The organism is Endozoicomonas numazuensis (genome assembly GCF_000722635.1).
Classification (GTDB): Bacteria; Pseudomonadota; Gammaproteobacteria; order Pseudomonadales; family Endozoicomonadaceae; genus Endozoicomonas_A; species Endozoicomonas_A numazuensis.
In genome coordinates, this window is sequence record NZ_JOKH01000002.1 from 222954 (window position 1) to 245075 (window position 22122).

16 protein-coding genes are annotated in these 22122 nt (G+C 48.2%); 14 read left to right on the top strand and 2 right to left on the bottom strand.

Going from position 1 to position 22122, the window contains the following annotated elements:
- Nucleotides 1–46: 46 nt before the first annotated feature.
- Complete coding sequence (locus tag GZ78_RS27280) at nt 47–574, bottom strand: PepSY domain-containing protein (RefSeq protein ID WP_051785957.1); 528 nt, start codon at nt 572–574, stop codon at nt 47–49.
- A gap of 346 nt (nt 575–920) precedes the next feature.
- Here GZ78_RS27280 and brnQ point away from each other — a divergent pair, with 346 nt between their 5' ends.
- The 13 genes from brnQ (at nt 921) to cydX (ending at nt 21084) form a co-directional block, all read left to right on the top strand.
- On the top strand, nt 921–2258 hold the full coding sequence (gene brnQ, locus GZ78_RS08395) for a branched-chain amino acid transport system II carrier protein (protein WP_034834721.1): 1338 nt from the start codon (nt 921–923) through the stop codon (nt 2256–2258).
- Between the two features lie 352 nt (nt 2259–2610).
- Nucleotides 2611–3765, top strand: a complete 1155-nt coding sequence (locus GZ78_RS27285) for an ATP-dependent zinc protease family protein (protein ID WP_051785958.1) — start codon at nt 2611–2613, stop codon at nt 3763–3765.
- 8 nt (nt 3766–3773) lie between these two features.
- Nucleotides 3774–5315, top strand: coding sequence for a UUP1 family membrane protein (locus GZ78_RS08405; RefSeq protein ID WP_034834722.1), 1542 nt, complete (start codon nt 3774–3776; stop codon nt 5313–5315).
- Nucleotides 5316–5318: 3 nt separating this feature from the next.
- Nucleotides 5319–6317, top strand: coding sequence for an alpha-L-glutamate ligase-like protein (locus GZ78_RS08410; protein WP_034834723.1), 999 nt, complete (start codon nt 5319–5321; stop codon nt 6315–6317).
- Nucleotides 6318–6525: 208 nt separating this feature from the next.
- Nucleotides 6526–7191: a glutathione S-transferase family protein gene (locus GZ78_RS08415; protein ID WP_034836166.1), complete on the top strand. Its 666-nt coding sequence runs from the start codon at nt 6526–6528 to the stop codon at nt 7189–7191.
- A 424-nt stretch (nt 7192–7615) separates the two neighbouring features.
- Nucleotides 7616–9808, top strand: coding sequence for a diguanylate cyclase (locus tag GZ78_RS27290; RefSeq protein WP_051785959.1), 2193 nt, complete (start codon nt 7616–7618; stop codon nt 9806–9808).
- Nucleotides 9809–10058: 250 nt separating this feature from the next.
- The gene (locus GZ78_RS08425; protein ID WP_034834725.1) at nt 10059–12191 is read left to right on the top strand and encodes a di-heme-cytochrome C peroxidase; all 2133 of its coding nucleotides are present in this window, start codon (nt 10059–10061) and stop codon (nt 12189–12191) included.
- A gap of 88 nt (nt 12192–12279) precedes the next feature.
- The gene (locus GZ78_RS08430) at nt 12280–13665 is read left to right on the top strand and encodes a cytochrome P450 (protein WP_051785960.1); all 1386 of its coding nucleotides are present in this window, start codon (nt 12280–12282) and stop codon (nt 13663–13665) included.
- A gap of 57 nt (nt 13666–13722) precedes the next feature.
- Nucleotides 13723–15564 carry a c-type cytochrome gene (locus GZ78_RS08435; RefSeq protein ID WP_081869740.1) on the top strand — a complete coding sequence of 614 codons (1842 nt, stop codon included), beginning with the start codon at nt 13723–13725 and terminating at the stop codon, nt 15562–15564.
- A 259-nt stretch (nt 15565–15823) separates the two neighbouring features.
- Entirely contained in the window at nt 15824–17728 is a 1905-nt protein-coding gene (locus GZ78_RS08440) for a hypothetical protein (protein ID WP_034834726.1), read from the top strand.
- A gap of 500 nt (nt 17729–18228) precedes the next feature.
- A complete protein-coding gene (locus GZ78_RS08445; protein ID WP_034834728.1) occupies nt 18229–19803 on the top strand; it encodes a cytochrome ubiquinol oxidase subunit I in 1575 nt (524 codons plus the stop codon).
- Between the two features lie 12 nt (nt 19804–19815).
- Nucleotides 19816–20949 carry a cytochrome d ubiquinol oxidase subunit II gene (gene cydB, locus GZ78_RS08450; RefSeq protein ID WP_034834730.1) on the top strand — a complete coding sequence of 378 codons (1134 nt, stop codon included), beginning with the start codon at nt 19816–19818 and terminating at the stop codon, nt 20947–20949.
- Between the two features lie 12 nt (nt 20950–20961).
- On the top strand, nt 20962–21084 hold the full coding sequence (gene cydX, locus GZ78_RS28260) for a cytochrome bd-I oxidase subunit CydX (protein WP_034834731.1): 123 nt from the start codon (nt 20962–20964) through the stop codon (nt 21082–21084).
- A 141-nt stretch (nt 21085–21225) separates the two neighbouring features.
- Here cydX and GZ78_RS08460 read toward each other — a convergent pair whose 3' ends face one another.
- Complete coding sequence (locus tag GZ78_RS08460; RefSeq protein WP_034834733.1) at nt 21226–21594, bottom strand: vWA domain-containing protein; 369 nt, start codon at nt 21592–21594, stop codon at nt 21226–21228.
- A 214-nt stretch (nt 21595–21808) separates the two neighbouring features.
- On the opposite strand from GZ78_RS08460, the gene GZ78_RS28825 reads away from it, so the two are divergent.
- Entirely contained in the window at nt 21809–22072 is a 264-nt protein-coding gene (locus tag GZ78_RS28825) for a lactonase family protein (RefSeq protein WP_330217609.1), read from the top strand.
- Nucleotides 22073–22122: the final 50 nt, after the last annotated feature.

The window sequence follows — 22122 nt, forward strand, 5'->3', positions numbered from 1 at the left end:
CCTGCAGACACTGTTCATCACTCATAACCGTTCAGTCAACGGTCCATTATCGGGTCACGGGAATTGGCTTTCCTGACTGGAGGTCAACAATCACTTTGCGCTCACCTTTGTCTGTCAGTAGCTCAATCTCAAAAAAGACAATACCTTTTTCCTGCTCCAGCTCAGCCTCCACCAGCTGTCCCGGCACAATTTTTTGTGCTTCATCGACTGCTTTTTTCAGTGTCATTCCACTGTTCATCAGTAACTGATATTTTTTACGCTTGAGTGCATTACTGGATATAGCATCCTTTTCATCCAACCAGATCTTTCCGGAATCAGCATCCATAATCACTTCCAGCTCGACACTGTCCTGAGGATCAATAATGGTGAATTCATACACCATACTGCCGTCTTCATCATCAATTCCGAACTCACTCAGAAAACCCGAATAACGATCCGTAATTTTCTGAATGGCCTGCTCAGGCTTGATCTTCGCGTTCTCCAGAGCCAGCCTCAAAAGCACATCTTCCTGACCTGCCAGAGCAGCTGTTGATACCAGAAAAAGTCCAAGCACAGCCTCTTTTAACAGTTTCATGACCTCATACCTGTAAAAAATGAGCGAATAGCTGCAAAGATAGCCACTCTACAATGAAGCCCCAATGAGCAAAAGATTAACAAAAGTTAATCTTTTGCTCATAAATAAACTCTGACTCAATCGAACCCAATATTGAGCTGTGATACCCGCCATGGCACATTAGTTGTTCTATCTTTAATTTGCAGGATTTCAGGCCTAATCACTGGAAAGCCAGCAGATCAGGCTACCACTTTCCAAAATTGAGTCCATACTTTCTATTTATTACAAAAATCGTTCATCACTCACAAATTGAATATGAACGTCTACTTCTGACCAGATAACATGACATCGAGGCAGAACCCTTCGCATGAAGCAACGATTAAGCCTTCAGAATATTATTGGAATGAGTTTTATGACCTTTGCCCTGTTTCTGGGCGCAGGCAATCTCATCTTTCCTCCGTTGGCGGGACAGTTGGCAGGCACTCAGGTCTGGCTGGCAGCAGCTGGGTTTCTGATTACAGGAGTAGGCCTACCTTTATTGGCGGTCATAATGGTCTCCAGGGTTGGAGGGAGGTTTAATGACATCAGCCGAGAACTGCCTCGCAGCCTGATAGTACTGATGGGATGCTGTATCTACACGATCGTCGTTCCCATTTACGGTGCGCCAAGAACCGGGCTTGTTGCTTATGAAATCGGAGTCATTCCCTTTCTTAAAGAGCCCGATGCCATTTCAAGACTGATATACAGCATCACATTCTTTGGAATTTCCTGGTATCTCAGCCTTTACCCTGGAAAGTTGCTTGAATCTGTGGGCAAAATCATTACTCCAGCTCTCATCCTGCTCCTGATCATTCTTGGCATTGCACCCATCATTTCCCCTTTGGGAGAAGCCGGTGAGCCTATGAACGATTATGCCGGAAATGCCTTCGTTAGAGGATTTCTGGAAGGCTATATGACCATGGATGCTCTCGCAGCGTTGCTATTTAGCATTGTCATTATCACCAATCTGAAATCTCACGGCATTACCTCTCCCAACGCTCTGGTAAGACATTCGATTATTACAGGCTGTATTGCTGCTTGCGGACTGGCTCTGGTCTACCTTTCCCTGTTTAATCTGGGCACCACGAGCCGCGACATCATTCAGCATCCTCAAAACGGTGGCCAAATCCTGTCCGCTTACGTCAGCAACCTGTTTGGCCACTATGGCAACGTTTTATTAGCAACGGTGGTATCACTGGCCTGTCTGACCACCTCAATCGGTCTGATCACTGCTGCTTCAGAGTATTTTTGTGAGCTTTCCAAAAAACTAAATTATAAAGTCCTGGTCGCCGTTATCAGCATTTCCTGCATGATGTTTGCCAATCTTGGTCTCAACCAGATTATCGAACTCTTTATCCCTGTCCTTCTTATTCTGTACCCGGTTTGCATTGCCCTGATTTTACTGGGTCTGATCAGGGACCTTATGCCCAACCCTCAACTGGTTTACCGGGCAACCCTTTTTGTGACCTTTCTCCTCAGCCTTGTTGATGCCAGCAAAGGTCTGAACCACCCTCTTGCCGATGAGCTGCTTGAACCCTTCAAGGCACTGCCCGGGCATGACTTTAATCTCAGCTGGGTGATCCCTTTTGTCATCACAATTGCCCTGACCTGCCTGGCGGGTAGATTTACCCGTTCACCGTCGCCTGCTCATGAGGATCAGGCATGATAAAACTGCCGGGGTACTACTTGAATTTTGCCCTGTTGCAATAATCGAGCGGAACCAAACCAGAACAACCTTCCGGAATCGTCTTTTGATTTAACTACGACGTTCATTAGTAGAGGCGTTCTCATATCGCTGCAACATAATGGGAATAGCAGATTCGGCATGACAACAAGAACAAAAATCAGGCGTTTCTGACATAATTTTGTGATGCATTTACATCCCATACCACAATACGCCATATTCCCCCGCCAACCGCTTGGCAAGTGGATAAACATCAAGTAAGCTGCTCCGCTTGCGATAGACTATCGCGGCTACTACTCACTCACTCATTTATGTATACATAAGCAGCTTACCCATGACCCGTTTTCCGGCATTACCCGCGGTTATCCTGGCGATATCCGCTTTGACTGGCTGCCAGGTACTGCAACAACCTGCCCAAACCACAGACAGTCAGAAGACTCCCCAAACAGAAACCGAGTCCCCCAAGCCAGAGCAGAAGCCAGGCGATGCGCAAGGTAACAAACCTTCCACACCTTCTCGCCCGGACACCCTATCTGTTAAGCAGCAACTGGTTCAGACCCCTGCCCGAGTAGGAGGAAAACTGGTTCTTGGTTTTGCGGAAAAAGGCACTCTTACCGAATACGGTCTGGAACTGAATGCCAAGATCGATACCGGTGCAGGTCGGTCGTCCATTGACGCCAGAAACATTGAGAACTTTGAGCGAGATGGTAAAAAGTGGGTTCGCTTTGACCTGCCCAGAACCAGTAAAGGCAATGTAACTCTGGAATTACCTGTTAAAGACACCATCCTGATCAAGCGACCCGGTGGTGAAGAGTCTCAGGCTCGCTATATTGTCAACATGAATGTCAAAGTGGGTGACATCACCCAGAATCTTGATGTATCACTCAACGACAGAACGCGTTTTGAATTCCCTCTGCTGATAGGTCGTGACTTCCTCAAGGATATGGCCATTGCCGATGTTGGCAAGCAATATATTGCCTCCGAGAAAGTACTGGATACTGTGACTCGAAAGATTCCGGCAGATGACAACCTGAGCATCAAAGAACAGATCGACAAACCCGTCGACATCAGCGGACTGGCTCTGGTGGGCGAACTTGAACAAGTACATGTAAAAGGGTTCAAGAACACCTTCAAGGCGCGTATTGATACCGGAGCCAAAACCTCTTCCATCGATGCCAGAGACATTGAGTTTTTCGAAAAAGAAGGTACAGAATGGGTTCGCTTCAAAGTCGTACATGGCGATGAAAGCCAGGCTTTTGAACGTGAAGTTCACCGCGAGATTGAAATAAAACGTCATGGGGGCCTGGAAAACCAGGACCGTGTCACTGTCTTCATTCCCATTACACTTGGAAAAATTTCCAGGGATGTTGAGTTTACTCTGACAGATCGCGCCGGTTACGAATATCCGATTCTGATTGGTGAAAGGTTCCTGAGCAATACGGCTCTGGTTGATGTTGCCCAGCAAAATATTGCTGAGTTAAAGAAGTGAGGTTTTGAATGAAAGGACGTTTTCAACTCAGTCTGGCTGTAATCATTCTGATTGCTGCAGGCTTGGGCCTGACTTTATATAAACATTTTGCCCTGGGTTTTCCACTCACCCGTGGTGAAACGACAACGGTCTGGAGTGTTGAGGCTGAGATCCAGTTCAAAGCCGACGGTGGCCCAGCCAAAGCAACCCTGACTCTGCCTGACCAACAGTCCGGTTTCCGCATATTAAATGAATCTTTTGCCTCACCTGGCTATGGCATCAACCAGTTTGATGATGATGGTCAGCGCCGCGCTGAATGGAGTATTCGCAAAGCCAGTGGCATGCAAAGTCTGTTTTATAAGGTTAGTTTGCACCCGGATCGCCAGCAGCTGGAACCACTGGCTGCTCCTGCTGAAGAAGACAACGGCACTCTAAAGGCCAAACCTTCACTGCCAGAACCTTATCAGACAGCAGCAGACTCCCTGCTTGATCGAGTCAAAGAACGCTCTGCTGACAGCCGAAGCTTTACCGGCACTCTGATCAAGGAATTCATTGCAAAGCAGCCCAGCCAGAATACCAACATGCTCCTGAGCATGATTGATAGTCGCGCAGAGCTGACCAACCTGTTGATCGACATGCTCTCCATGGCTGACATCCCGGCCCGTGTCGTACGCGGACTCTACCTCGAAGACGGCAGACGTCGTCAACCCATGGTAGAAATGCTGGAAGTGTACACCAATGATGGCTGGGTTCTTTTTGACCCGGAAACCGGCGTATCCGGCAACCCTGAGAACTTTTTCCTCTGGCAGCGTGGCGGTAAGTCACTTCTGGATGTAATGGGTGGCACAGCCTCTCGCGCTTCCTTCTCCATGATTTCCCAGAATGTTCCTTCACGGGATTTAGCCATTGAAACCTCCCGCGCAGACGATGCTGCCCTGGTAGACTTTTCAATCTACTCCCTGCCACTGGAAGTACAGAACGCCTTCAAAAGCATTTTGCTGATTCCCATCGGCACTCTGGTGGTTCTGATCATGCGTATTCTGGTGGGCCTGAGAACTTCCGGCACCTTTATGCCAGTCCTGATCTCTGTTGCCTTCCTGGAAACCCAGTTACTGCCCGGTCTAGTCATTTTTGTCACGATTGTTTCCATTGGCCTCTGGATTCGCTCAATATTGAGTCAGCTCAATATGCTCCTTGTCGCCAGACTGGCGGCGGTCATTATCGTCGTCATCGGTATAATGGGTGCAATGAGTGTGCTCAGTTGGAAGATGGGGATTACCCAGGCTCTGACCGTCACCTTCTTCCCAATGATTATTCTCGCATGGACCATTGAAAGAATGTCCATCCTCTGGGAAGAAGAAGGCCCCAAAGATGTACTCATAGAAGGCTTTGGCAGCCTGCTGGTTGCTTCCATGAGCTATCTGCTGATGTCTAACCCAATGGTTGAACATCTGACCTATAACTTCCCTGAGTTACTCTTTACCGTTCTGGGCCTGACCTTAATGCTGGGTCAATATACGGGTTACCGTTTGCTGGAACTCCGCCGCTTCAAACCTCTGGTTGGAGGTTGAACCATGGAGTTCATCAAACAGTTTTTCCGCAGTTTTGCCAGTCCTTCCAGTCTCCACGAGGCTGGAATACTGAGCATGAACATGCGCAATCTGGATTATGTGATTAAATATAATCCTCGCAAACTGCTACCCCAGGTGGACGATAAACTCACCACCAAACGGATGGCAGAAAAAGCCGGTGTAGACGTCCCGAAATTACTGGGCGTTGTCGAATATCAACACGATATTAAAAACCTGGGCAACCTGCTTGGGCAGCATGACAGCTTTGTTATCAAACCGGCTCAGGGCAGTGGCGGTAAAGGTATTCTGGTTATTGTCGGTCGTGATGGTGAACGTTACGTCAAAGCCAGCGGAGACACACTGGAATTCGAAGACATCAATCGACATGTCTCCAACATTCTTGGCGGCCTTTACAGCCTTGGCGGCAAAAGTGATGTCGCTATGATCGAGAGCCTGATCGTGGCTGATCCGGTATTCGACGATTACAGCTTTGAAGGGGTGCCTGACATTCGCATGATTGTCTTTCGGGGCTTCCCAGTGATGGGGATGCTGCGTCTGGCGACCCGCGCTTCCGATGGTAAAGCCAACCTTCACCAGGGAGCTGTTGGCGTAGGTCTGGACATTGCATCAGGCAAAAGTCTCAGAGCCGTTCAGTTTGACTTACCCATTGAGAAACACCCAGATACGGGACACAACTTTGAAAAGTTGGAAGTCCCTCACTGGGACAAGTTGCTCAAGCTGACTTCCGCCTGTTACGACATGACAGGACTGGGCTACCTGGGCGTCGACATTGTCCTGGATAAAGTCCACGGCCCACTAATCCTTGAGCTTAATGCCCGTCCAGGTCTGGCTATTCAGATTGCTAATGGCGCCGGGATTCAGCCCCGACTGGAGCTGATCGAATCCCTGCCACATTGGAACATCTCTATTGAAGAAAAAGTGGCTTTCTCAAAAGAGCGCTTTATCTCTAGGAGGCTGACCGAGAATAGTGGTCGAGCATAAAATTCAGTAGAACGAGGCCATTTTTTCGAGGTATTTGTGCGAATAGTGGGCCTATTCAATCAAATTCATCGGAAAAAGGGGCCGTTCTTTCTGGATTTTAGGCCGACCTGTCTATTCTCGGACAGGCTCCTAGACCGTAATCCTTTTTTCATCAGGGCGTCATCGCCCTGATGCATCCTTTTTGCATCTCACTTTGAGTCGTATTGACATGCCAAATATCGAACTGATCAGCTTCAAGCTCTGTCCGTTTGTTCAACGCTCTGTCATTACTCTTCTGGAAAAGAACATCCCATTTGATATTACCTATATCGACCTGGATGATAAGCCAGACTGGTTCCTGACTATCTCGCCCACGGGTAAAGTGCCGCTTTTAAGAATTGACCCGAATCAGATTCTCTTTGAGTCTGCGGTCATCAACGAGTATCTCGACGAAATTACACCGCCGTCATTGCACCCGATAGATCCATTTGAGAAAGCTCAGCATCGCGCCTGGATCGAGGTTGGCTCAAACCTCTTGATGACCAGTTATCGTTTCACTGTGGCTTCAGATCAAGAAAAACAGGATCACCAAAGAGTGTTATTGATCAACCTGTTGAGAAAGCTGGAAGCAGAGTTAACCGGTAAAGTATTTTTCGATGGCAAACGTTTCACACTCGTGGACGCTGCTATTGCCCCGGTCTTCCGCTGGATAGAAATTCTTGATCGACGACTGGCAACAGGTTTGTTAAATGAGGCCCCGGGACTGTCCCCCTGGAGTAGCAACCTGCTGAATCGCCCCTCAGTAAAAAATTCAGTGGTCAGTGACTTTGAAGCGTTATACATCAGCCGGCTGATTGATAGTGACTCCCAGTTGCGCTTCAACCTGAACACCTGACCCACACCCAAAACAGGCAGTCAATCGTTACTGCCTGCTCTTCCATACTGAACAATAAGTCGTTGCATCCCGCTCTTAATTCAAGGATTTCACTCTCACTAAACACTTTGGTTTGAGTGAAAACGTATTTGAATACCATTTTATTTTTGAATGAACGACCCTGCCGTCTTGGCCTGCATACCTTCTCTGTGTCACAATCATTGACAGAATAATTATATTTCGACAAAGACCCCCTAAGGATTTGTCTTGAAATAACTTCCCGATTAAAACATGAACTCCGTTCACCCTGAGCCTGTCGAAGGGTGGTGGCTCTGGGCTTCGACAGGCTCAGCCCGAACGGGGGGGGTCAAATAAGGAAGTTATTTACGGATTATTCCTAAGCAGCCGTGAGTAAAGAGAATCATGCCCCTCATTTGAGGAGAATATGATTTTTATAATAAAAAATGAAAAGCTGTATCAACGTCAAGGAGGACTGCCTGATTTGCAGGTTCCATTGACCTATTCATCCTGTTCTGCGAGAGCAGCCGTCTTCATCAGGGCTTTGCTGGTAACACTGCTGTCCATGCTTTTCGGCCAGACGACACTGGCTGCCCCTGTTGCTGAATCTTCGCCATCAGGATCCGTAGAGCTTTCCAGCTACCTCACCCCAGTGACCGCACCGGAAGCCATTCTGTCCGGAAAACAGCCCAATGCCACCGACCGCTGGTACAAGCTTCGTCTGACATTGAACCACTCTTTCAATTCCGACTGGTTACTGGTTTTCAGAAGAACACCCCACAACAAACTGGATATTTTCACTCCTTCTGCCAACGGCTACCGAATCACTTCACTGGGTACTGGCAGTCATAGCCGAAAATCAGATCCACGAGTACTGAAACTTAACCTGCCTGACGACAAGATACATGACCTTTATATACGGGTAGACAACTCAATACCTAACAGACTGAACCCAAGCCTGTGGCCCCAGTCACTCTACACTCTGGACGAGTACAGGAATCAGGCATTTTCAGCATCATTACTGGCTCTGCTGCTCCTTTTTCTGGTCAGCACAGCAGCTGTGATGATTTATACCAGACATCAATCCTATCTGCTGCTTACTGCCCACCTGCTTGCAACAACCACTCTTGTCCTGATGTACCAGGGTGAAATTTTCCGGATGATCAATTGGTCCGGAGATCCCGGACTTTGGGTTTTAACCATGACGGTGATCAGTCTGGTCTCCGCTCTGGCGTGTTATAAAAATCTGGGATTACTGGCCCTGTATACCCCCAGAGCTGATCGACTGATGCTCTGGCTCTGTTGTTTATCAGTCGGATTTGTTTTCAGTTTTTTCATGACTCATCAAATCCTGTTGCTGAACGCTGCCTTTTTAATGATTGCCCTGACTGCTGCCCTATTAACCTCCAGCCTGCTGACCATCTTTGCTCAAGGGGTACGACCGGCCAAGCTGGCATTACCGGTCATGGCCACCCTGTCCCTTGCCCTGTTCAGTAGCTGGGTGTCAACGGAATGGCCCAGAGCCATTCCCAGCCAGGCAGAGCTGGCGCTGATCGCCCTGCAATCTCTATTGATTACAGGGCTTTATTGGGTTAACCGGAAACACAAACATCGCCAGGCTATTTCTATTAACCTGGTGACGACTCACAATGATAAACGACGGGTATTTGATTCAGCCCTGCGAAAACACCTTCAGGCACCTGCGAACGCCCTGATGGATGAAAAAGCCATTCGTGAGCGTATTCTAGAAACACTCGATGCTGTGATGCCCGGCACCCCCTCGATGATTCTGGTCAAAAGAAAAAGTCACTGGGATATCGACAGTCACTACCCAAAGGCCGCCCAGATACTGAAAAGCAGCATTGACAGTATTGAAGAGGAGCTCATCAGCATTATCAGCTCTGACCAGGAACACCATGTCCGACTGGAGGACAGAAACGGGGTAAAATACTGGGTATTCCTGCTTCATACTGAGGAAAACCATCACACCCTGCTGGTCGTTTCTCCAGGAAGTCAGCGTAAAAAGTCCTTAAAGTGGCAGCAAATCACAGACATCAGTACCCATGCCCGAACGCTGTTTCAGGCAAACCAGCAAACTCGTTTCTGGAAGTTACAGGCCAGCCTGGATTCATTAACCGGTCTTCTGAATCGAAGAGCCTTTATGAATGAAGCGACTGAGATTGTTCATCGAAAAGATTCCGGACAGAGCCAGTCATGCCTGATTTTTATTGATATTGATGACTTCAAACAGATCAATGATCGCTTTGGTCACCCTGCAGGTGACAAAGTACTCTCCGAGCTGGCCAATCGTATGCGAAAAGAACTGCGTCAGCAGGATCTCATCGCTCGTTATGGGGGTGAAGAGTTCGTTGTTCTCCTGCCACAAACCAACGCCGTACGAGGCGTGCAGATAGCCGAACGACTCAGAAACTCAGCCTCACTGTATCAAGGTGGGCCTGTCCCTCTCAGTATCAGTCTTGGCATTGCTGTCACCGGCCTGAATACTGACACTCTTGATAAACTTCTCCAGGAAGCAGACGACGCACTTTATGAAGCCAAACACTCTGGCAAGAACCGGGTCTGCAGGGCGCCCTCGTGTGAAGATATACGACTAGCATAATTTAATAATTATTCAAACAAGCTCACATCCCTTGGGAAATGTAGCTTCCATAACAAATCGTCACTTGCAAGTTGAAATTTTGCCCAATACCATAAAGCATACATTCTGGTAAAAATAACGAAAAGCCGTGAAATCAAACGACTGTATTTTCACAGGCGAATAATAAAACACCAGAAATCAACTGGCCCCTGCCACACACTATAAATATAAAAAATCTAGTTCTTTTGCCATAACAATAGGGACATTTATCATGGCTCTCCAACTTGTCACCCGGCTGATCAAGGCCGCTGGAGACTTGATCAAGCTCAACAAACAAGCACTCAAGTTTATCTGTCTGGGTTTAGCGCTTTCTATCACGATTACGTTTATTGCAGGTAAAGCCTACCAGTCCTGGGATAACGATCCCCAGCGAGGGGCTATAGGCATTGAAAACGGTGAATTTAATGAGAGCTACTCAACCCCTGTCTACCTGAATCAGGGTTGGTCTGCTTCAGACAGCCTGTGGTACTACAACACAACTCAGGGTTCAGCACTGCTACCCTATGACTTTTACCTGTCCTTAGAACAGAAAAATTCTCAAGTGCCTGTTCGTGACAACATGAACATGGACAAATACCGTTACCTGCCTCAAAAACCGACTTTCTTTAATCCCGATGGACTGGCAGTCGGTTTTGTTAAGGAAACCTATCAAGGCAAGGAATACATGGGCTACACCTGTGCAGCCTGCCACACCTCCCAGGTGAACTTTCAGGGCAAAGGGATTCGAATTGATGGCGGACCTGCCATGGCAGATATGGTTGGCTTCCTGACCAGCCTGGAAGCCGCCATGAAACAGACAATCAATGAGAATGAAAAAAGAGAGCGCTTTGTCAAGAATGTGCTGGCTCTCAAAAATGATTATAAAAACGAAGAACAGGTCATGGCCGACCTGGAAAAGTGGACTGAAGCCACTCAGCTCTATAACACCATTAACCACAGCAAGGTTAAGTACGGTCATGCCCGACTGGACGCTTTTGGCCGCATATACAACCGTGTACTTCAATACGTTCTGAGCAAAGAAAATGTTAAAGATGCTCTGATTGCTGTCACATCCCCCTCGGGCAGACACATACTGTCTCAACCTGAAGTGGACAAAGTACTGGAAGGCGTCAACGAAACCATTCTGGGCAACGATGACTTCTCGTTGATCATCGAACGACTGATGTCAAAAGAGCCCGGGTATCCAGGCCTATCTGTTAAGGAAACGCTATACGTCAGAAATGCTCTCTTTAACGAGCCCAATGCACCGGTCAGTTACCCTTTCCTATGGGATATTGCTCAATCAGATTATGTACAGTGGAATGGTTTGGCAGGTAACAGCGGCCTCGGACCACTGGGACGTAACACAGGAGAAGTCATTGGTGTGTTCGGAATTCTGGATTGGACAGCCACTGACACTGGCTTCAGCCTGTCTTCCCTGCTAACCGGACAGGATCACAAACGCCAACACATTAATTTCAAATCGTCCATCAATCTCGTCAATCTGCAAAGACTGGAATCTCACCTTAAAAGTCTTCAGTCACCTCAGTGGCCTGAAGAGATTCTGGGTAGCATTGATCAGGAAAAAGCCGCTCGCGGCCAGCGCGTTTATACCCAGTATTGCCAGTCCTGCCACGAAGTTATTGATCGCAGCAACCTGGACAGAAAAGTCATCGCACAAATGTCCGGACTCGAACACATTGGCACCGACCCAGCTATGGCGGAAAACAGTGTTCTCTACAAAGGCAAGTCCGGTAATTTTGAACACACTTATCAGGACGTTGACGTAGGTACCGTTCTTATCACTGAAACTGCGCCGGTCGTACAGACGCTGACATCGGCAACAAAAGGCGTGGTAGCGACTCCGGATGCCGACAAATGGTGGATTCGCAGAGTGGCTGACTGGTTCTATACCGTAGGCCTTTCCTTCTTTAACAATGATATCAAGGCCAGCGTCAAGAATGGCAATTACAACCCTGACACCACGGCCAACCCCTATAACTCACTCCTGGCTTACAAAGCCAGACCCTTGAACGGAATCTGGGCAACCGCGCCTTATCTTCACAATGGCTCAGTACCCACACTGTATGACTTGTTATTACCCGTGAAGAGAGAAGGCGATCCGGATGAAGGTGCTTATCGCCCCGATACCTTTATGGTGGGCAGCCGTGAATTTGATCCTGTCAGAGTCGGCTTCCGCTCCGAAGGCTATCAAGGTACACGCTTCATTACTCAGGGTCGCGGAAACCTGAATACGGGTCACGAATACGCAGCAGGCAGAACAGCACAAATGAACGGAACCGTTCTACCTGCACTGGATGACCAACAACGCTGGGATCTTATCGAGTACATAAAAACTCTATAGCCCGTCAAAGCGCTCAAAAACAAGATTTGTTAAAAGTGCCAGGACTGTTCAGTCAGCCCTGACACTGATTGTAAGAGAAAAGGACCTTATGACCACACCCATCGCTGAAAGCAGCATTGCCAACCTGTTTTCCTCGAATAAAGATTATCTGGCCGAATACGACAGCCTGCCTGATGCTGAAAAGTACCCTCAGGTCCTCAAGTGGATGAAGAGTGAGCCTCTACCATTTTTCGCACAACTCAGGACAGAACGCCCGATTCTGGTCACCCCGGAATGCACACTGGTATCACATTTCACCGATGTGCGTGACATGCTGCAAATGCCAAAGATTTTTACGGTAGATCTCTATAAGCCAAAAATGGGCGTCACCGAAAAAGATCCCGGCTACCTGATGGCACACGACGATGATGCCCTTCACTATCGTGAAAAATCCCTTATGCAGGGTATGCTGAATCGAAATGACCTGCCAGCCATTCGCAAGTTGATAGCAGAATCCGGTGCTGACATTCTCAAGAATGCCAATAACCACATTGAGATCGTTAATCAATACTGTCGCATGGTCCCGGCCATACTGGTACAGGACTATTTTGGCCTGGATGAAGTCGAAAAAGAGTCGCTGATCGAATGGTCTTTCTGGAACCAGTTTGATGTCTTCCATAACCAGCCTTTTGACCTGAACTCACCTGAGAAAAGCCAGCATATCGTCGATAAGCACAGCGAAGTCACCGTTAAATTACAGAGTTACATGACAAAAACCATGGTGCGTAAGCTGGCTATAGTGAAGTTGGATGAAACCAAGAACCTGCTCTTGATTGGCTGGCGTATTATCAAGGGTGTTATCAATAAACTCCTTGGAAAGAAAACGCCTGTTGCTAAAGACGACATTATCAGTCGAATGCTGCGCAGTAGCTTTGCCGAGCAAGTCGACTTTGACCTGGTTCGCATAGGCGTCAATGCCGGCGGTTTGTTGATTGGTGCTATAGAAACAACCTCACAGGCAGTGTCTCAAGTCATTGAATTCATTCTTGAGCGTCCAGAGCTGTTAAACAAGGCCAAAACCCTGGCGGCAGACTCCGACACCAAAGCGTTTGATGACCTCGTATGGGAAGCTCTGCGTTTTGTACCCATTAGTCCTTATATGTTCCGTCAGATGTCAGAAGATTATGAGCTGGCCAAGGGTACACCCCATGCTACTACAATCAAGAAAGGCACCAATGTTCTGGCTTTAACCCAGTCAGCTATGTTTGACCCATATGCCTACGACCAACCCGACACCTTCTCCCCGGGCAGAAACTTTTATCACAACTTTACCTTTGGCTTTGCTTCACACGACTGTCTGGGAAAATACATTGGTATGGAAATGATACCCGAAATGGTTAGGCAGGTTATGCTAATGCCTGGCATCAGCAGTGACGGAAGTATTGATTACAAGGACGGTCCATTCCCTGAACAGTACGAGCTTCAGTGGAAATAACCCGACTTTGTTCATGCCGTATCACAGGGAAGTGATAGACAACGAGGATAATCAGGGATGAAGCTTAATTTTTTCGGCATATTGATTCTGGCCATAGCCGCTGGCGCTTACTGGTTATTTAATGTCTATCTTGGCGGAGAACAGTTACACGCTCCTCCGCCTCCCCCTGTCGTACGTGACGTACCTGATGAATGGCCCGAAGCTCGACAAAAACGACAGAGCGCTATTAATCAGCATCTGGATCAATACCAGGTAGCCTATCAACGCTTTGCCAATTTCCCGACCAGTGAAACCGACGGCATCCCCTTTATTATCCTAAAACTGCTGCCTGTTGTTGCTCCTGAGTTCTGGGGTAAAGGCGATGACTTTCTTGAAGTCATGGGTCTCTTCCAGGATGAAAGACTGAAAGGCTCCCCCTTACCCCGAGGTATTGGCTTCAGTGGCTTATCTCGCACGGAACCCCTGGGTAATATCGATTATTCATCGTTTGCCTGCGGTGGATGCCATATTGGTCGGGTACGATTGCCTGACGGCTCTATTCAGTATTTGGATGGTGGCATTAATACCCAGTTCAACGTGATTGGTTTTAGAAAACGATTAACCCAGACACTCACAAAGATCTATCAGGGCGAAACGGATCCGGAAAAGAAACAGACGATACTCACCGAAACCTTCTTGAATGCTCTGGAACAGAGTCAAACCAGCGACCCTCATTTTTTCTATAAAAACTATCAGTTTGAGGGTCGTCACTTTGATGCAGAGTATGAAAAAGCCCAGATCACCCTATTCAGGCAGCAAGCTGCCACTGTGATTCCTGATTTCGCCTCCCATGCAGAGCAGGTATACAAAGGCTGGGGCATTCTGGTGGATCGCCTCTACCCGGAAATTAAATCGGATATCATGTCCGGCTTTCCCGGAATGGAAGACGCTATAGCCTTTAATGCTGTTAACGCTTATTTCAATCTCCAACAGACTCCCGTTATCAGCTGGTTTGCACCTTTGGCCCTCCCCTCTGTTCCAGGGATTACCGACATCATGGCGGTCTGGTATCAGGATGCCCATGACCCACGCTGGAACGAAGAACAGTCGGACCTGATCAATGGTGGCGGTCAGTGGAATGGCCATATACCTCTGCCCATTTATAAGAACATCGCCGCCCAGCTGACCCTCGGGTTCGATAACATTGATATCAGGGTTTCAGCTTTTTCAGAAGAGCTATTAAAGAAACTTCCACCCGCGCCCTACCCTTTTGACGTGGATATTAGCCTGGCTAAAAAAGGTCAGAAACTGTTCACTGAAAATTGCGCCAGTTGCCACCAGCCCAATAATGGCAAAGTGTATAAGAGCCTTGGAACCAATATGGGACGGGCAAAAATTGCTGGGACTCTGATCACACTGGGAGCTAGAAGCAGCTTTACTTCCGATACCAACTGTTCCGTGACCACTGAGGTTGAAATGTACGGCAACACGGTAAAACCCTGTGCTGAATACAGAGGCGTTTCCTTAACTGGGAAAAGTCGTCTGGCCATGACCTCCCCCAAACTCCACGATGGCTATAATGCCCTGCCGCTGGTAGGAATATGGGCTCAGGCACCTTATCTTCACAATGGTTCTGTTCCTACCCTCTATCACTTGCTGATGCCAGGCACACGCCCTGACCGTTTTATGAAAGCACGCCTCGACTATGATCCGGTTAAAGTCGGATACTCCTGGCAGCCTGACCTGAAACCCTATCACGGCCAGGAAGAAGGCTACCTCTTCAAACCTGCCAGCTCCCCAGCCATCAGCAACAAGGGACACGATACTGACATTGTTGACGGTGAAAGAACTTACCGACTTGACTGGAGCAAGAATGAAGCAGGGGCGATGGCCATCATTGAGTATCTCAAGACACTTTGAATGACTTCTGAGTAAGGGCAGCATAAGCTGCCCATTACATAATGATGCACAGCCTCTCACCCATCCATCAGATAACAGACAGACCTTTCCAAGAGAAATCACCACCCTGTCGGATAACAGGTATGCAGGGGAAAAATACTCTTTGCGACCCGCCCTTACAAAACACTTACTCTAAAGCGTAAATCTACATATACTGAACCGTCATCCAGAGACTTTAAAATAACATTCTGATCTACCACACACAGCGAATTAAACAACAATGCCCGCTCTGTTCAGTCGTCGGCGACAGCAACGGAATGACGATGACCTCCAGCTTGAAGAACGAGATTTAAGCTGGCTGGAAAAAGTCGCACGTGCTCCACATCAGGAGCCCTGGAGTGTCACCATATTACAGTACGCCTGGACCGCAGGCCCTGTAACGCTTCTGGCCGCTTTTGCTGGCTATTATATTGGCTACGGCACTATGATGCCGCTGGACAGAACCCTTTACTTCATTGGCTATTCCATTGTTGCCATTGGTATGGGTCTGTTCACCAAATTGATGTACAACGTGACACATGGGCGAAAAGTCAATAAAGACAAAAACAACCTCCTCAGTATCATAGACCGAATTCCTGAAATTATTTATATGGTCCGGGATCTGGCCCAGCGCAACATGGCTGAAGATGCACGACGCATTCATTCTGCTGGCATTCTGCTCCGAAAACTGGATCTTGGCCCTGAGTGGGTCTCTACCGCAGTAGAAGATATCACCGGCGATCCCAAGCTGGCCCGCAAAGCTGAACAGATTGAAATTTTTCGCCGGGCGGGTCTTTATCACAGAATGCGAGACATTGTTCATGAAGTGTCTGAAGAGACTGAGCGATATCATAAAGAACTCAAGGAGCTTCACCCCCGTATTGCCGAAGCCCTGAAAAGCCGACTTTCCGGTATTGTCGCAAGACCCCATGAAGGACAACCCAGAGAGCCTCTCTTTATTGAACGAATTCTTACCGCCAGTGAGCGAGACAATGAAGAATTAATGACACTCCACGATGTCGAAGAAATCCTGATACTGTGTTTTGAACTGATTTGCGGCCGGGAAATATCCTGGTTAAAAATAGAATATACCGGACGCTGGGATCTGGCCAAGGCCCTGGACAAACTGGAAGAAGAACGCAATGATTTTCGTATCAGCCGGGCCAGGGTGTACTCCCGACTCAAGGCACTGACGACCTGGCTGCATAATGTTGATGTCCAGAATGACATTATTACCGGTCACGGCCTCAGTCCTCAGAAGTTGCTGACTGCAGCCACTGAATCTCTCGACAACCTGAGCCTTCAGGTTCGACAGGCCAGAGACCTGACCCGTAAAACCGGCAAGCATGTCATGGCTCTGAACATCAAGCGCAAACAACTGGATAAAGCCATTCAGCTTTATAATGAAGCTCATCGCGCTTATCTCAAGCAGGGTCGTGACAGCGACAAACTCAAACGAGCCCTGAAGCACTGGCAAAAACTATCGACGCTTTACCAGCAAAATCCGGCTGAAAACTTCAAGCGAAGCCTGACCATTTCAGAACAAAGCATTGAGCTGGATGATGACACCCGAATGGAAGTCGCCAACCGTCTGGAAGAGTTCCTGAAAGAATCCCGGTTACGCAGGGAAAGTTATCGAACCCACTCCCCTTTGTCGCCTGCCCAGAAAGATCTGACAGAAACTCGCGCCAGAGAAGTAGCCATCGAAGTGGCCACTATTCTTGACCCCTATATTCATCTGCATGACCCGCAAATTCAAAGAGCCATCGAAAGTTCCAATGCATCCAGTCTGGCTTTTCTTGAACCGGGCATGAGCGCCAAAACCAAGGCAACCCTGGGAGAAGCTCTGGCTGCGGATGTTGACAAAAATCTATCGGCCAGTGCAGAAAAGCTGGCTCAGAACCTGATTCGTTACTATCGAGTCCCTCTCAGTGAGCGAACCATCAATTTCCTGGTGCAAACCTATCAGGCTGATCTGGAAAGATTACAGTTTATCGCCCAGTTCGAAAGCCCAATGAGTGCCCGCTATTCATTGGATAACATTTCCCCCATCGAAGTCCCACCCGCAAAAAACAATTGGCAAATTGACCTGTATAACGCAAATAAAATCATCAGCAAATACAGCTCTGCTACTATTCATAGCTGACCAACTTCACTCGGCGACATTCAAACCAACCGGGTGATTTCTTTCCATTGACTGATCGAAAACACTGATAGGTAGTTATTACAGATATCAGTTTTTCTTATACCCTTTGTTCTAATTCATGAACAGATCGTTTCGTTTTTACACAGTATATCTATCTAATTTCTTACATATTAACCATTTTTTTCTCTGTTTATCCCTTGCAAGACAAGGGATTTCATGCGTTTTTGATAAAGGTCAAATTTTGCGTCTTACCGAAGTTCAGATATGTAACAAATCGGGGTAACATATGCACAATCTGATTAACCAGCCATAGATTGATCCACACCCATCCAAGATCCGTATAAACGGACTCATCGTCGCGCCTGCTATATACATACATTCCAAATGTATTTCTTATACTGAACGCGCGGGTACTGCAGTACAAAGGACCTCTGTGGCAGCACATTTATTCTGATTTCCAGTACGGATCTGATTTCACACTGTCATTAACGAGGAGCACCATGATTCCAGAAGAAATCATTGACCTATCGCGATTTCAATTCGCGATGACGGCACTCTACCACTTCCTTTTTGTTCCACTCACCCTGGGCATGACTTTCATGCTGGCGATCATGGAGTCGGTCTATGTCATGACTGGCAAACAGGTCTACAGGGATATGACCAGGTTCTGGGGGAAATTATTCGGCATTAACTTTGCACTCGGTGTAGCAACCGGGCTGACCATGGAATTCCAGTTCGGCACTAACTGGTCATTCTACTCCTACTATGTTGGGGACATCTTTGGCGCCCCGCTGGCCATTGAAGCCCTGATGGCCTTCTTCCTAGAGTCGACATTCGTCGGTATGTTCTTCTTTGGCTGGGACCGACTCAGCAAGGTCCAGCATCTGACCTGTACCTGGCTAATGGCCATTGGTACTAACCTGTCAGCCATGTGGATTCTGATTGCCAACGCCTGGATGCAAAACCCGGTAGGCGCAGAGTTCAACTTTGAAACCATGCGCATGGAAATGACCAGCTTTGCAGACCTGATTCTGAATCCGGTTGCCCAGGTCAAATTCATTCACACCGTATCTGCTGGTTACACCACCGGAGCCATTTTTGTACTGTCTATCAGTGCCTGGTACCTGCTGAAAGGACGCGACATCGGTTTTGCCCGTCGCTCCTTTGCGGTAGCGGCTGGTTTTGGTTTGGCTGCCATTCTGTCCACTATTCTGCTGGGTGATGAGTCCGGTTATGAACTGGGCGATGTACAGGAAGTTAAACTCGCAGCGATTGAAGCTGAATGGCAAACGGAACCTGCACCCGCCTCGTTTACTGTCATAGGCCTGCCGAATCAGGAAGAACAGAGAACCGACTACGCAGTTAAAATCCCGTACGCCATGGGCATTATTGCGACCCGCTCTCTGGACACGGAAGTACTGGGCATCAAAGATTTGATCGACAACAAAGTTGAGAGAATCAACAGCGGTATTAAAGCTTACGAACTGCTTGATAAACTCAAGAACGGTCAAGACACCCCTGAAAACCGCCACGCCTTTGAAAAAGTGGTGGACGATCTGGGCTACGGTCTATTACTCAGCCGTTACACTGACGACATCCCTAACGCGACCCCGGAAATGATTCAACAGGCTGCTGAAGACGCCATCCCAACTGTATGGCCTCTGTTCTTCGCTTTCAGAATCATGGTGGCCTGTGGTGTGCTGATGCTACTACTGTTTTTGGCTGCCTTCTACAAAACAGCTCGCAGATCGGAATACAAGAGTCCAAAATTCCTTAAGCTCTGCTTCTTTGCCCTGCCTCTGCCATTTATTGCCAGTGAAATGGGCTGGTTTGTAGCCGAATTTGGACGTCAGCCATGGTCTATTTCCGGTATTTTACCCACCTACCTGTCAGCATCCACTCGAACCGAAATGGATCTCTGGATGAGTATCATCGGATTTGCAGCCTTCTATACCGTATTCCTGGTGATAGAAATGTACCTGATGATCAAATACGCCCGCAAAGGCCCCAGCAGCCTTCATACAGGTCGCTATCATTTTGAACGTAATCGCACCGGCGATATGGCTCAGGCATAACAGGAGGTCACTATGGATTACGAAGTTCTCAAATTTATCTGGTGGGTTCTGATCGGTGTATTGTTCATAGGCTTTGCCATTATGGACGGTTACGATCTGGGCACCGCAAACCTGCTACCTTTCATGAGCAAAACCGACGACGAACGTCGCATCATGATTAATGCGGTAGCCCCCCACTGGGACGGCAATCAGGTTTGGCTGATTACTGCCGGCGGCGCACTCTTTGCTGCCTGGCCTATCGTATATGCCACTGCATTCTCTGGCTTTTACTGGGCCATGCTACTGGTATTGTTTTCATTAATCGGACGACCACTGGCTTTTGATTATCGTTCAAAGGTCAACCCGGAACACCGTAAATTCTGTGACTGGGGACTGTTTATCAGCGGTATCATTCCCTCTCTGGTCTTCGGTGTTGCCTTTGGCAACCTGTTCCTGGGCTTTGGCTTTGATCTGGACGACACCATGCGTTCAAGCTTCACTCAGGGCTTCTTCTCACTGCTGAACCCCTTTGCCTTGCTCTGTGGTGTTGTCAGCATTGCGATGCTGACCATGCAGGGAGCTGTTTGGCAAAGTATGCGCTCCGGCTCCCCTATCAAGGAGCGCGCCGCCACAGTCTCTCGCTTATCAGCACTGGTCACCCTCGTGACATTTGCTCTTGCCGGTGTCTGGGTAGCGAACCTGCCAGGTTATGAAGTAGTCAGTGGTCTGGTGATTGACGGCCCTGCCAACCCTCTGAACAAAACCGTTCAAGTGGCAGACGCAGGTGCCTGGCTGATTAACTACACCAAATACCCTATCATGCTGATTGCACCCATCATGGGCTTTGCTGGCGCTATCGGAGTTTTCCTGACAGCGAACAGCCGACTCCATGGTTTGACCTTTGCTTGCAGCTCCATGACTCAAGCAGGCGTTATCATGACAGCCGGGTTTTCACTGTTTCCGTTCATTCTGCCTTCCAGCACCAATCCAAGTGTCAGCCTGACCCTTTGGGATGCTGTTTCCAGTCATCTGACTCTGGGCATCATGACAGTGGTGGCGTTTATATTTGTGCCGACCATTTTGATCTATACCAGCTGGTGTTTCTACAAAATGTGGGGACGCATGACTGCAGAACACATTAACGAAAATTCTCACTCACTGTACTAAGGAGGTCAGACTATGTGGTATTTTGCTTGGATTCTCGGCGTATTGCTGGCCTGTGCCTTCGGCATCATCAATGTCATGTGGTATGAGTTTCATGAGATGGACTTCGACACGGATACCAACGACTTAGAGGATTGACGCTGGTCTTTGGGGACCAATTTTCCTGGTCCCCAAGCTCAAAAAATCGGGTTTAATCGTACCCAATGGTGAGCAAAAATTCCTTTCTGAAGGGCATTCCCTGCCCGACTATTTTTAGTCCCCAAAAACCTGATGCAAAAACTATTGGATCAGCCAGTCTCTGGTCAAAGCGAACAGAGAGGATTTTAGCTGATACAACTGTTCAATCATCAGGCTTGTTGGGAACAACTCCTCAGGCAACTGAATATTGATTCCCAGCCCCACAACATCTATCCCTGAACACCCGCAGCGTTTCACCAGATCAACCACCGCATCATGGTGATCGATATCCGGTGCGCCATCGGTAATCATCAGGATCAGACGCCTCTCGGCGTTTGACTGACAAATCTGATGCACTGTATGCCACAATCCTGAGGCCATGGGTGTTGAATCATGGCTATCCAAAGCAGAGAGTATTTCTGCAACTCCCAGGTCAGCCTCCTTGCCTGAAGAGGGTGTCTTAAAAGCCAAAATTCAAACCCAGTGAGGCGCTTTGCTCGGTGTAGAGTGACACTTCATTGGGACTCTTTCCCAGCTGTCCATTTTTTCTATAAATGGGTGACACTTCTCAAACAACGCCCAGAGAAGCCAGTTGTACCATAAAATAGCGTAAATATTGGCCTTTACAGCCCTACTCAGGTTGTAAGCCAGCAANCGTATCTATCGTGACGGCAACACTCATGAGCTGAACGGTGCCCTGGATGTTACCCTGAGCCGCGACGGGCGACACGTGTATGTAACGGCCTTTGTTGGGAATGCCTTGTCAGTGTACGACGTGGACAGCGACGGCGCGCTCTCCAACCCCCGTATTTACCAGCACAGCAACTCTAGTAAGCTGAACGGTGCTATGAGTGTCGCCCTGAGCCTCGACGGGCAACACCTGTACGTAACGGCCGGTAAGGGGCATGCCCTGTCGGTGTATCAGGTGATCCATGATACCTCCCGTTGAGGTGGAAGGAGAGAATGAAAGAGATTATGGAGCTCTTGCTGGCACGGTCA